Source organism: Nonomuraea sp. NPDC048916 (assembly GCF_040649575.1).
Classification (GTDB): Bacteria; Actinomycetota; Actinomycetes; order Streptosporangiales; family Streptosporangiaceae; genus Nonomuraea.
This window is the reverse complement of sequence record NZ_JBEZFS010000023.1, coordinates 179,426-191,533: the sequence shown is the minus strand read 5'-3', so window position 1 is coordinate 191,533 and position 12,108 is coordinate 179,426. Positions and strand designations below refer to the sequence as shown.

Below are 12,108 nucleotides of genomic sequence, written 5' to 3'. Positions count from 1 at the left end.
GTTGGGAACGCTGAAGATCCTGGAGCGCGCCGGGCTCATCCACGGCAAACGCGTCAAGCAGTGGGTGTTCTACCGGCGCGACGAGGCGCGGATAGCCGATCTCAAACGGGCGATCGAGGGGGAGCTGTGATGTCGGTGACGTACAAGGACGTGGTGGGCGCCGCCCGGCGGATCGCCGGTCACGTGCTGCGCACGCCGGTGCTCGAGATCTCGCCGGGGCTGTTCCTCAAGCTCGAGCAACTCCAGCACTCCGGATCGTTCAAGGTGCGCGGCGCGTTCAACCGGATCCTGTCCGCCGGCGCGCCGCCGCCGAGCGGGGTGATCGCCGCCAGCGGCGGCAACCACGGGCTCGCCGTCGCCTACGCGGCCCGCGCGCTGGGGATCCGGGCCGAGATCTTCGTGCCCGACGTGACCAGCCCAGTGAAGCTCGCCGGGCTGCGCGCGCTGGGCGCCGAGATCACCCAGGGCGGGGCCATCTACTCGGAGGCCGCGGAGGCCGCCGCCAAGCGCGCCGCCGAGACCGGCGCGCTCGAGGTGCACGCCTACGACCAGCCCGAGGTGGTCGCCGGGCAGGGCACGACCGGGCTGGAGCTGGTGGAGCAGACGGGCGGGGTCGACACCGTCCTGGTGGCCGTGGGCGGCGGCGGCTTCGTCTCCGGCATCACCCTCGGCGTGCGCGGCCCGGAGGCACCCGCACCCACACTCACGCCCGCACCCGCACCCACACCCACACCCGCGCCCGCGCCCGCACCCACATCCGAGACCGCGACCGCGACCGGCGCGTCCGGGGGCTCGGCGACGCGGGTCGTGGCCGTCGAGCCGGAGCTGATCCCGACCCTGCACGACGCGCTGGAGGCGGGGCGGCCGGTGCCGGTCCCGGTGAGAGGGGTGGCCGCCGATGCCCTCGGCGCCACCCGGATAGGCGGACTGGCCTTCGACATCTGCTCCCGCGCGGGGGTGCGGAGCCTGCTCGTGCCCGACGACGCGATCGCGGCGGCCCGGCGTGCCCTCTGGGAACGGCACCGCGTGGCGGCCGAGCACGCGGGCGCGACCGCCTACGCCGCGTTGCTGTCGGGCGCGTACACGCCCGCCCCGGGCGAGCGGGTCGCGATCATGGTGTGCGGGTCCAACACCGACCCGGGCACCCTGGCCTGAACCGGCCGCACCCCCTTCGCGGGGACGCGGCCGGCCGGGATCACTCGTGGCGGGGTCACTCGTAGGTGTGCTCCGGGGCCGGGAAGGCGCCGGTGGTGACGTCGGCGGCGAAGGCGCGGGCGGCCCGGTCCAGCTCGGCGGCCAGCCCCGAATACCGCTTGACGAACCTGGCCGGATGCGGGGTCAGGCCCATGAGGTCCTGCCAGACCAGCACCTGCGCGTCGGTGGCCGGGCCGGCGCCGATGCCGACGGTGGGGATGGACAGCGACGCCGTGACCCGTTCGGCCAGGTCGGCGGGCACGCATTCCAGCACCACCGCGAACGCCCCGGCCCGCTCCAGGTCCTTGGCGTCCTTCATGAGCTCGTCGCCCGACTCGCCGCGTCCCTGGACCCGGTAGCCGCCGAGGGTGTTGACCGACTGCGGGGTCAGGCCGAGGTGCGCCATGACCGGCACTCCCGCCGCGACCAGCGCCTCGACCTGGGGCACGACGCGGCGGCCGCCCTCCAGCTTGATCGCGTGCGCGCCCGCCTCCTTCATGAAGCGGGCGGCCGTCTCCAGGGCCTGCGCCGGTGACGACTGGTAGGAGCCGAACGGGAGGTCGGCCACCACGAGGGCGCGCGACGAGCCCCGCACCACGGCCGCGGTGAGCGGGAGCAGGTCGTCGACGGTGACCGGCACCGTGGACTCGTAGCCGTAGACGACCATCGCCGCCGAGTCGCCGACCAGCAGGACCGGGATGCCCGCCTGGTCGAACACGCGGGCCGTCATCGCGTCGTAGGCCGTCAGCATGGGCCATCGCTCGCCGCGTGCCTTGGCCGTCGCGATGTCGCGGACGGTGAGCCTGCGCCCGCCGGCGCCGCCGTACAGCGTGGTGGAAGAGGACATGGGTGGACCCTCCAGGGAAAGTCTCGAGGCGCCCCTGTGGCGTCCCCGGACCCCTCCGATGATGCCACCCGCCGATGCCATCCGCTGATGCCACCCGCGAAAACCATGGGCGAAACTGTCGGCGCCGACTGCCAGAATATGCGAGGAGGTAAGCAATCACCATGGCAATCGAACCTTACCGGCTCCTGCTCCGGCTCCCCGGTGTCCGGGCTCTGCTGCTGGTGGGCCTGCTCGCGCGCGTCCCGGCCACCGCGACGGGGATGGCGCTGACGCTGCACGTCGCCCACGGCATGGGGCTCGGCTTCGGCCGGGCCGGGCTGGTCACCATGGCGAGCACGATCGGCATGGCCGTCGGCTCGCCGCTGTCGGGGAGGTTCGTCGACAGGCACGGGCTGCGGCCCGTGCTGGTCGTCACCACCGGGGCGCAGGCGGCGTTCTGGTCCTGCGCCTGGGCGCTGCCCTATCCCGTGCTGGTCGTCGCGGCCGCGGTCGCCGGGCTGCTGGGACTGCCGGTCTTCGGCGTGATCAGGCAGTGCCTGGCCGCCGTGGTGCCCCTGGAGCAGCGCCGGATGGGCTTCTCGCTCGACTCGATGCTGGTCGAGCTCTCCTACATGACCGGCCCGGCGCTGGCCGTGGCCGGCGTGACCATCCTGGGCGGCGGCCCGACGATGATGATCATCGCGGTCGGCCTGACCGGCTCCGGCCTGGCGCTGATCCTCCTCAACCCGCCGATCCGCTCGGCCGAGGAGCTCGGCGAGCCCGTGGTGCGGGTGCCGCGACGGCAGTGGATCACGCCGGGCATGGTCGCGCTGCTCGGCACCGTGGGCGCGGCCACGTTCGTGCTCACCGCGACCGAGCTCGCCCTGGTCGGCACCATGGAGCACAGTGGGCAGACCGCGTGGATCGGGCTCGCCGTGGCCATCTGGTGCCTCTACTCCCTGCTTGGCGGCTTCTTCTACGGCGGGCTGAGCCGCGGGTTCTCGCCCCTGCTGCTCATCGGGCTCATGGGCGCGCTGACCGTGCCCGTGGGGCTGGCGGGCGGCGACTGGCGATGGCTGGTCCTCGCCCTGCTGCCGGCCGGGCTGCTCTGCGCCCCCGCGCTGTCCTCCACGGTCGAGGCGGTCAGTCGCTGGGTGCCCTCCGGGGCCCGTGGCGAGGCGATGGGCCTGCACGGCACCGCCCTGCTGATCGGCGGCGCGGCCTCCGCGCCCATCGCCGGAGCGATCATCGACTCCCATGGCGCCGTCTGGGCGTTCGTCACGGCAGGGCTGGTGGGCGTGGCCATGGTGGCGCTCGCGCTGCCGTTCTGGCGGCGGCGCCCGCCGGTGGCCGAGCCCGTCAGGGAGCAGGGGCTGGAGCCGGTCACGGCAACCTGACCCTTACGAAACGGCACCGTTGCGTATCGAAAACCATTGCGATACGGTTCTGTTGCGAAACTTCCCCGTATCGAAATTAAGGTGTTCTCATGGACGCGACACAGGGCCACCCGAGGAGATGGGCGATCCTCGGCGTGCTGGTGTTCAGCCTGCTGGCGGTCGTGCTCGACAACACGATCCTCAACGTGGCGATGAAGACCATCGCCGACCCGGTCCAGGGCCTGGGGGCGACGCAGAGCGAGCTGGAATGGGCGATCAACTCCTACACGCTGGTGTTCGCCGGGCTGCTGTTCACCTTCGGCGTGATCGGCGACCGCACCGGCCGCAAGCGGATGCTCTTCATCGGCATGGTGTTGTTCGGGCTGGCCTCGCTGACCAGCGCCTATTCCCAGGATCCGACGCAGTTGATCCTGGCCAGGGCGGCGATGGGCATCGGCGGCGCCGCGATCATGCCGGCCACACTGGCCATCATCTCCAACGTCTTCCCGTCCGGCGAGCGCGGCAAGGCGATCGGCGTGTGGGCCGGTGGCGTGGGCCTGGCGATCGCGATCGGCCCGATCACGGGCGGGTTGCTGATCGAGCGCTTCTGGTGGGGCTCGGTCTTCCTGATCAACGTGCCGATCGTGGTGGTCAGCGTGATCCTCATCGCCAGGGTCGTGCCCGAGTCGCGTGACCCCAAGCCGTCCAGGCTCGACCCGGTCGGCGTGCTGCTCTCGATCGTCGGCCTGGTCGCCGTGGTCTACGGCATCATCCGCGGCGGCGAGCTGGCCACCGTGACCAGCCCCGAGGTCTACGTCCCGGCGCTGTTCGGCCTGGCGGTGCTGGCGGCCTTCGTCTGGTGGGAGCGGCGCAGCGACCACCCGGCCTTCGACGTGCGCAACTTCGCCAACCCCAGGTTCAGCACGGCCATCGGCATGGTCGGCATCGTGTTCTTCGCGATGATGGGCGGGATGTTCTTCCTGACCTTCTACCTGCAGATCGTGCTCGACTACAGCCCGATCCAGGCGGGAGCGCTGATGATCCCGTTCGCGGCGGCTCAGCTCATCTTCGCGCCGCTCAGCCAGCGGGTGAACGAGCGGTTCGGGGCCAAGCTGTCGTCCACCGTGAGCATGATCGTGATCACCGCGGCGCTGGGCAGCTACGCCTTCCTCGACCAGAACACCCCGATCGTCCTGATCGAGATCATCTTCTTCGTGCAGGGCGCCGCGATGGCCAACATCATGCCGCCGGCCACCACCGCGATCATGGAGTCGCTGCCCAGGGAGAAGGCCGGCGTCGGCTCGGCCATGAGCAACACCGTGCGCCAGGTCGCGGGCGCGCTCGGCGTGGCCGTGCTCGGCTCGGTGCTGTCCTCCAGCTACCGTGGCGAGATCGCACCCGCTCTGTCCGTGCTGCCGCCCGGCGCCCGGCACGCCGCCGGAGAGTCGATCATGGCCACGGCGGGCGCCGCCGAGGCGCTCGGCGCGCAGGGACAGGCCCTGATGAAGCCCGCCTTCGCCGCGTTCATCGGCGGCATGCACGTCACAGCCGTGGTGTCGGCCGTGATCGCGCTGCTCGGCGTCGCCGTGGTGGCCAAGTGGATGCCGGGCAAGGCGCGGCCGGCCCAGCAGGCGCCGGCCAAGGAAACGGCGGCGGTAGGGTGAGGCCCCGATGACGATTCAGGAACCGGTGACGGCCCGTCCGGCAGGCCGTCCGCGCAGTGAGAAGGCCGAAAAGGCGATCATCGAGGCGACCCTCGATCTGATCGGAGAGGGCACGGGCATCGCAGAGCTGTCCATCGAGGCGATCGCCTCCCGGGCCGGCGTCGGCAAGACGACCATCTACCGCCGCTGGTCCAACAAGGAAGACCTGGTGCTCGACGCGCTCGCCACGCTCAAGGCCCCGCTCCCGCCGCTCGCCGGGGTCTCCGTGCGCGACGACCTGATCACCCTGCTCGACACGATGCGCCGCGAGGCGGGCCAGACCCGCACCCGTTGCGTGATGAACATCGCCCTCGGCGACTCCGACCGCTACCCCCGGCTGCTGGAGCGCTTCTTCGACATCGCGATCGAGCCCCGCCGGCAGGCGATGCGCGAGGTGATCCGGCGCGGCATCGCCTCCGGCGAGCTCAGGCCCGACATCGAGGTGGAGATGTGCATGGCCATCCTGTCGGGGGCGATGATCTGGCACACCAAGTGGGGGCCCGCCGGCGACCTCCCCGCCGACCTCGCCGAGCGGATCGTCGACCACGTCCTGCCCGGCCTGGCCGCCTGAGCCCCCGTTCGCCGCCCCGCGTCGATGCTGCCGGCCCGTCCGGCGATCCTCGGTGATGCCCGATACGGGTACGCGTCTGTGGTGCCGGGCTGTCTCGTGCCGGCCTGGCCGGGTTCGTCGCGATCTTGTGAAGATCCGTAGAGCGAGGCCGTCAGGGGCCTAGGCAGAACGTGAGCATTGCTCTAATCTCGCGCCCATGTCCTCCTTACGCAGGATCGCGATCGCCGTCGCCCTGGTGTTCGGTCTGCAACTGGCCGCCGGCGCGGCACTGGCTCACGAGGAACGGCCGGTCACGCTGCCGGACGGCACGGGCAGCGTCCCGGTCCTGCGCACCGCGGAGCCCGACCTGCTGGTGTGCAAGACCGACGAAGCCGACTTCGAGCGGCGGATCGCCGGCTTCCCCGCCGATCTCAAGGAGCGCAACCGCGCCCTCTTCGCGCAATGCCGGCGTGACGGCTTCCGGCACCTCCAGGAAGCCGTCGACCAGGTGAACACGCCCGGGATGACGATCGCGATCCTGCCCGGCCTCTACCGCGAGGAGCCGAGCCGGCCCGCCCCCACCGGCGACTGCGCCAAGCTTTCGGCTCGCTGGTCCGACTGGGGCTACCAGATCCTCAGCTTCGAACAGCAACAGCAGTGCCCCCACAACCAGAACCTGGTGGCCATCCTCGGCAAGCGCGACCTGCAGATCGAGGGCACCGGCGCGGACCCGCTCGACGTGGTCATCGACGCCGAATACCACAAGCTCAACGCCATCCGGGCGGACCGTACGAACGGCATCTACTTCCGCAACTTCACCGCCCAGCGCACCACCTTCAACTCCCTGTACGTCCTGGAGACCGACGGCTTCGTCATCGACCGGGTCCTCACCCGCTGGAACGACGAGTACGGCTTCCTGACCTTCGCCAGCGACCACGGCCTCTACACCGACTGCGAGTCGTACGGCAACGGCGACGGCGGCCTCTACCCCGGCAGCGCCTCCAACATCAACGACGGCCGCGGCCACGACGTCCCCCGCTACGCCATCGAGATCCGCCGCTGCAAGAGCCACGACAACGCGCTCGGCTACTCGGGAACCGCCGGCGACTCGATGTGGGTCCACGACAACGAGTTCTACGACAACATGGTCGGCGCCACGATGGACAGCCTCTGGCCCGACCACCCCGGCCTGCCGCAGAACCACGCCAAGTTCGAGAACAACAAGATCTACGACAACAACAAGGACTACTACGAGTACATCCGCGACGGCACCTGCGCCAAACCCCCGGCCCAGCGCGGCTACGAGAAGGGCGTGGTCTGCTCGCAGGTGGGAGTCCCGCCGGGCACCGGCGTGCTCGTCGCGGGCGGCAACTACAACGTGTTCAAGAACAACCAGGTGTGGGGGCACCAAGGGGCGGCGTTCCAGTTGTTCGGCGTGCCCGCGTTCGTCCGGGGCGAGACGGAGCCGGCCAAGCAGACCGACACGTCCAACTTCAACCGCTTCGAGGGCAACGTGTTCGGCGTCAGCCCGACGGGCGAGCGGCGGCCCAACGGCCTCGACGTGTGGTGGGACGGCCAGGGCACCGGCAACTGCTGGCAGGGGGACACGGGCGGGTCCACCCCCGCCGCGCTCCCGACCTGCGCGGCCCAGGCTCCGGCCCTGTCCGGCGGCTCCAGCCGCTGGGTGGCCGAGCCGGTGAAGGTCGTCAAGCTGTACCTGTGCGCCGACTACAGCGCCTCGGAGGCCCGGCTGCCCGCCGGCTGCGACTGGTTCGGCGCGTCCGGCCTCGGCAGGCTGGAGACCCAGCTCGCGCTGGGCGGCTCGCTCGTGCTCGGGCTGCTGGCCGTCCTGTTCTGCGTCCGGTCGGGCCGGCTGGCCCGGCGTCACACCGGCGACCCCTCGGGCAACGGCGTGTCCCCGAAGGTGAGCGGGATCTCCGGGCGCGCGTACCGGCTCGTCGTGGCCGGGGCCCTCGCCGGGCTGGCCGGCCTGGCGCTCGACGTGGTGGCGGCGGCGACCGACGGCACGCTCCTCGCAGCGGTGGCGCTGCTGCTCATGGCGGCCTGGTGGATCTGCCTGGGGGTCGCCCTGCGGAGGGAGCGGCCGGTGTTCGGCTGGTTCACGATCGTCCTCGGCTGGCTGGCCGTGGCCGACGCCTACGACCGGACGGTGCAGCTGATCCCGTTGATCCCGCTGGGGCCAGGCTGGATCCGCGGGCTGCTCACCGGCGTGTGGGTGCTGTGCGCCGTCGTCGTGCTCGCCCCACGCCGACGCCCCGCCGTCGAACCGGCCCCGTCCCAGGCCGAGGTGCCCGCATGACCGATCGGGCCGGGATGTCCGCCGCGAGCGTGGCCGGCGGCCGGGGCGCGTACGTGACAGGAGTGGTCGCCGTGGCGGCGCTGCTGGTGGCGGGGTGCGGTCCGATGTCGCAGACCCACCGCGATCCGGGCAACAGCCACGAAGTGGCCACCTCGGCGCCCGCTCCCGCGCCCGGCGAGGCGCACGCGGAGATCCGCGTCCAGGGCGGCCGGGTCAGCCCGCCGTCCGGCTGGCTGGAGGCCCGGCGCGGCCAGCCCGTCCGCATCACCGTGACCAGCGACGTCGCCGACGAGCTGCACGTGCACGGCTACGACGTCGAGGTCGAGCTGCCGCCGGGCGTGCCGGTCACCGTACGGTTCCCCGCGGACCTGACCGGGGTGTTCGAGGTGGAGACCCACGAGAGCAAGCTGGTCCTGACCCAGCTGGCAGTGAGATGACCGGTTTGCTGGACGGGGTGCTGGCACACGGGGTCGGCGCGCGGAGTGATCTGCCGATCCCGGCGTTCTACGCCTACGCGGGGGCGTTCGCGGCGCTCGTCGTGTCGTTCCTGGCGCTCGGCCTGCTCTGGGCCGACTCCAGGTTCACCGGCGACCGGGCCGGACGTGTGGTGACGCTCCGGCTGCCCGCCCGGCCGCCGCGCGTGCTGACCCTGCTAGCCGCCGCCTACACCGTGGGCCTGCTGCTGATCGGCCCCGATACCGACAACCCGGCGCCGTACCTGGTGTATGTGCTGTTCTGGGTCGGGCTGGTGCCGGCGTCGCTGCTGTTCGGGCCGGTGTGGCGGACGCTGAACCCGTTCCGGCTGCTGCCCGACCGGCCACGCCGGACGCTGCCTGCGCGGCTCGGCTACTGGCCCGCCGCCGCCGGCCTGCTCGCCTTCACCTGGATGGAGCTCGTCGCCCCCGAACCCGCCGCGTCGCTCACGCTCCTGGTCTTCTTCATCCTGTACGGCGCCACGCAGCTGACCGGCACCTTCGTGTACGGCCACGCCTGGCTGGAGCGCGGCGACCCGTTCGAGGTGTACTCGACACTGATCGGCCACCTGTCACCGCTCGGCAGGCGGGCCGACGGCAGGCGCGTGCTGCGCAACCCGTTCGACGGCCTGGACGCCATCGCGTCCGCGCCCGGCCTGGTGGCCACGGCCTGCGTGCTGCTCGGCAGCACCGGTTACGACGGCTTCTCCACGGCCCCGGCCTGGGTGGACGCCCTCCAGTCGGGACCCCTCGGCAGTACGGGGCTCGGCACACTGGGCCTGCTGGCGGCCATCGCCGGCGTGGCCGCGTTGTACGCCGCCTGCCTGGGCGTGGCCGGGCTGATCGGCGGCGCCCGGGGCCTCGCGCCGAGGTTCGCCCACTCGCTGATCCCGATTGCGATCGGCTACCTGATCGCCCACTACTTCTCGCTGCTGGTGATCGAGGGCCAGCGCGCGGTCATCCTCACCCTGGGCCTCGACGCCGAGGTCGCCCAGGACGTCGTCAGCCCCGGGACGATCGCCACGGTGCAGGTGCTGGTGATCGTCGCCGGGCACGTGGCCGGCGTGGTGGCCGCGCATGACCGCTCGGTCCGGCTGCTGCCCCCGGCCAGGGCCGTGGCGGGACAGATCCCGCTGTTCGTCCTGATGATCTGCTACACCCTCGGCGGCCTCACGCTACTCTTCGCCGTCTGACCGGACCGTTCGTGTGCGTGCGTGTCAGCACAGCCTGACGCGCACGCGCCTGTCAATCCAGTCTGACAGCCTGTTTGAGGAAGACGACGCCGTCGATCATGTCGAGCTGCGCCGGGTCCAGCGGGAAATAGCGGAAATCGTGGGAGATGCGCGGGGCGGGCTTCGTGAGGGCCTCGGCCAGGCGGCGGGCGTCGATGAGAGAGTGGTCCCACGGGAGCGTGGACAGGATGCCCTCGACGGTGTCCGGGGGCGGGGTGTCGTCGCCGGCCGTGCCGAGGGCCGAGGCCAGGAAGGCGTACCGGTCGCCCAGGTGCGCTTCGGTGATCGCCCCCGCGCTCCACCACTCCAGCAGCTGGTCGCCGAGCGGCATGAAGCTCTTGTTCCGCTGCAGGTGGAGGTTGTGGCCGAAGACCAGGGCCGGGCCGCGCTCGGCGACGGCACGCAGGTTGGCGGCCATCATCGCGTCCCGCAGGGCCGACAGCCGGGTCCACCGTGCCGGGGACGCGTCGGCCATCCAGTGGTGGTAGCGGAGCAGGCCGGTGGCGGTGCGCCCGTACAGTGCCGCCCGCTCCCTGTCCTCCGCGCTCAGCCGCGGCGCCTGCGTGTCGAGCAGCGCCACCAGGTCGTCGGCGATCAGTCGCAGCCGCTGGGCGTCGGCCGACTGGCCGATCGACTGGGACGGGTCCATGACCGTGGCCTCGTTCGACCACCGGTCGTCCGGGCCCAGCAGCGTGTCGAGGGTTTCCCTGGTGCAGGGCAGCGGGCCGTCGAGGAGGGCGTAGAGGGCGGTGAGCGCCTGGCGCGGGCTCGCCGCCCAATACTCCAGCGGGCCGTCGAAGCCGAAGAACCGGAGCTTTTCGTCATGCTCCTCGTTGTACGCCCGCATCCAGCGTACGAGGTCGCGGTTGGCCGGTGACGCGCCGAAGCCGTGGCTGAAGCCGCGTTCCATGACGTCATCGAGCGTGTCCGCGCCCGTCGTGATGTAGTCGTCCACCACGAGGCCCATGAGACAGTCGCTCTCGATGGCGAACGAGCGGTAGCCCTCGTGCTCGACCAGATGCCGGAAGATCTCGTTGCGCAACTCGCCCAGCTCCCCCACGAAGTGCCTGGCCTCGCCCAGGCCGAGCAGCAGGGGCTTGGCGGGAAGCGACCGCAGGAACGCCGAGACGCCCGCGCCATTGAGCGGCCGGGCCGTGTCCTTGATATCCATACCTTCAACGGTATCGCTGAACATTCGGTGTAAACTTTTCGATGGAAATCCCCGATCTCATCGCGATGGACCTTCAATCGGTGATGCATTCATGAGGCCGGTGGACCTGGCGCGCGAGCACGGCCTGTCCACCCAGGCGATCAGGAACTACGAGGACGCCGACATCCTGCCCGCCGCCGAACGCACCGTCCACGGCTATCGCACCTATACGCCGCTGCACGCGCAAGCCCTGCGCGCGTTCCTCGCCCTCGTGCCCGGGCACGGTCACCAGACGGCAACGTCGATCATGCAGGCGGTCAACCGGGGTGCCACCGAGGACGCGCTGCGGCTCATCGACGAGAGCCACGGCCAGCTCCTCGACGACCGCCGCACCCTCCAGGCTGTCGAAGCCGCGCTCCGCGATCTGGCGCCCGTGCCGCAGGAGCGCGGCGACACGTTCATCGGCCCCCTGGCCGGGAGGCTCGGCATCCGCCCTGCCACCCTGCGCAAATGGGAGAACGCCGGGCTGGTCCGGCCGCGCCGCGACCCGCGTACGGGCTACCGGATCTACAGCGCGGCCGACGTACGGGACGCCCGGCTGGCCCACCAGCTCAGGCGGGGCGGCTACCTGCTGGAGCAGATCACCCCGCTGATCGCTCAGGTCCGCTCCGCCGGAGGCGTCGCCCCGCTGGAGTCGACCCTGCGCGACTGGCGGGCCCGCCTGTCCGCCCGGGGCCGCGCCATGCTCAAGGGCGCCGCCGACCTGGACGCGTACCTCTGCGCCCGCGACCCCTGAGGCCGAGTCAGCACGGGGTCACTGGAGTGGATGTCACGCGTCCTCAACGATGGGCGGAAGTTACCATGCGCATGCCAGCGGCCGATCGCATGTTGGTGATCTTCAGGTCCGTCTCACTGATCACCCTGCGGTTCCTCCGCCAGGAGGCGATCGACCTCATCCGTGTCGTTGTCCACCTCGAGGCTGTCGTTCCCGCGTTCGGAGTATTCCTGCTCGCTGAAGACCGAGACGTACACGTAGTCGTCCAGGCCGCGTTCGGCCGCGAGCCGGTTCGCCTGTGTGCCCAGGGTGTGCGTCAGCTCCGCCGACCAACCGTCGGCGTCTGCTCCGTTCATCACCACGATCGCGCGCAGGGCAGCCTCATCGGCGCTGTCTCTGTACGGCTCCACGATCACGTTGCTGATCGCCAGCTCTCCAGGAACGTCGATATCGCGAATCGCCGCGGCAAGCTCGGGCAACGCTTCGTCCTGACGTTTAGTGCTCATGAC

12 protein-coding genes are annotated in these 12,108 nt (G+C 71.3%); 9 read left to right on the top strand and 3 right to left on the bottom strand.

Annotated features, from left to right (window positions below; all coding sequences use genetic code 11):
* The first annotated feature begins 1 nt into the window (after window position 1).
* On the top strand, window positions 2-130 hold the full coding sequence (locus AB0C16_RS25130) for a hypothetical protein (RefSeq protein ID WP_357686350.1): 129 nt from the start codon (window positions 2-4) through the stop codon (window positions 128-130).
* Window positions 130-1,155 (top strand): threonine/serine dehydratase, encoded by a 1,026-nt coding sequence (locus AB0C16_RS25125; RefSeq protein WP_357686349.1) that lies wholly within the window; start codon window positions 130-132, stop codon window positions 1,153-1,155. The genes AB0C16_RS25130 and AB0C16_RS25125 overlap by 1 nt, the downstream gene beginning before the upstream one ends.
* A 55-nt stretch (window positions 1,156-1,210) precedes the next feature.
* Here the strand turns inward: AB0C16_RS25125 and panB are convergent, their stop codons facing one another.
* A complete protein-coding gene (gene panB, locus AB0C16_RS25120; protein WP_357686348.1) occupies window positions 1,211-2,041 on the bottom strand; it encodes a 3-methyl-2-oxobutanoate hydroxymethyltransferase in 831 nt (276 codons plus the stop codon).
* 161 nt (window positions 2,042-2,202) lie between these two features.
* Here panB and AB0C16_RS25115 point away from each other — a divergent pair, with 161 nt between their 5' ends.
* The 6 genes from AB0C16_RS25115 (at window position 2,203) to AB0C16_RS25090 (ending at window position 9,635) form a co-directional block, all read left to right on the top strand.
* Window positions 2,203-3,417, top strand: coding sequence for an MFS transporter (locus AB0C16_RS25115; RefSeq protein ID WP_357686347.1), 1,215 nt, complete (start codon window positions 2,203-2,205; stop codon window positions 3,415-3,417).
* 89 nt (window positions 3,418-3,506) lie between these two features.
* Window positions 3,507-5,060, top strand: coding sequence for an MFS transporter (locus tag AB0C16_RS25110; RefSeq protein ID WP_357686346.1), 1,554 nt, complete (start codon window positions 3,507-3,509; stop codon window positions 5,058-5,060).
* Between the two features lie 7 nt (window positions 5,061-5,067).
* Entirely contained in the window at window positions 5,068-5,670 is a 603-nt protein-coding gene (locus tag AB0C16_RS25105; RefSeq protein WP_357686345.1) for a TetR/AcrR family transcriptional regulator, read from the top strand.
* A gap of 196 nt (window positions 5,671-5,866) precedes the next feature.
* Window positions 5,867-7,969 carry a hypothetical protein gene (locus AB0C16_RS25100; RefSeq protein ID WP_357686344.1) on the top strand — a complete coding sequence of 701 codons (2,103 nt, stop codon included), beginning with the start codon at window positions 5,867-5,869 and terminating at the stop codon, window positions 7,967-7,969.
* Window positions 7,966-8,406: a hypothetical protein gene (locus tag AB0C16_RS25095; protein WP_357686343.1), complete on the top strand. Its 441-nt coding sequence runs from the start codon at window positions 7,966-7,968 to the stop codon at window positions 8,404-8,406. Before AB0C16_RS25100 ends, AB0C16_RS25095 begins: the two co-directional genes overlap by 4 nt.
* Window positions 8,403-9,635, top strand: coding sequence for a hypothetical protein (locus tag AB0C16_RS25090; protein WP_357686342.1), 1,233 nt, complete (start codon window positions 8,403-8,405; stop codon window positions 9,633-9,635). Before AB0C16_RS25095 ends, AB0C16_RS25090 begins: the two co-directional genes overlap by 4 nt.
* A gap of 52 nt (window positions 9,636-9,687) precedes the next feature.
* Here AB0C16_RS25090 and AB0C16_RS25085 read toward each other — a convergent pair whose 3' ends face one another.
* Window positions 9,688-10,845 carry an erythromycin esterase family protein gene (locus AB0C16_RS25085; RefSeq protein ID WP_357686341.1) on the bottom strand — a complete coding sequence of 386 codons (1,158 nt, stop codon included), beginning with the start codon at window positions 10,843-10,845 and terminating at the stop codon, window positions 9,688-9,690.
* Window positions 10,846-10,936: 91 nt separating this feature from the next.
* On the opposite strand from AB0C16_RS25085, the gene AB0C16_RS25080 reads away from it, so the two are divergent.
* Entirely contained in the window at window positions 10,937-11,620 is a 684-nt protein-coding gene (locus AB0C16_RS25080) for a TioE family transcriptional regulator (protein WP_357686340.1), read from the top strand.
* Between the two features lie 113 nt (window positions 11,621-11,733).
* Here the strand turns inward: AB0C16_RS25080 and AB0C16_RS25075 are convergent, their stop codons facing one another.
* Window positions 11,734-12,105, bottom strand: a complete 372-nt coding sequence (locus tag AB0C16_RS25075) for a hypothetical protein (protein WP_357686339.1) — start codon at window positions 12,103-12,105, stop codon at window positions 11,734-11,736.
* Window positions 12,106-12,108: the final 3 nt, after the last annotated feature.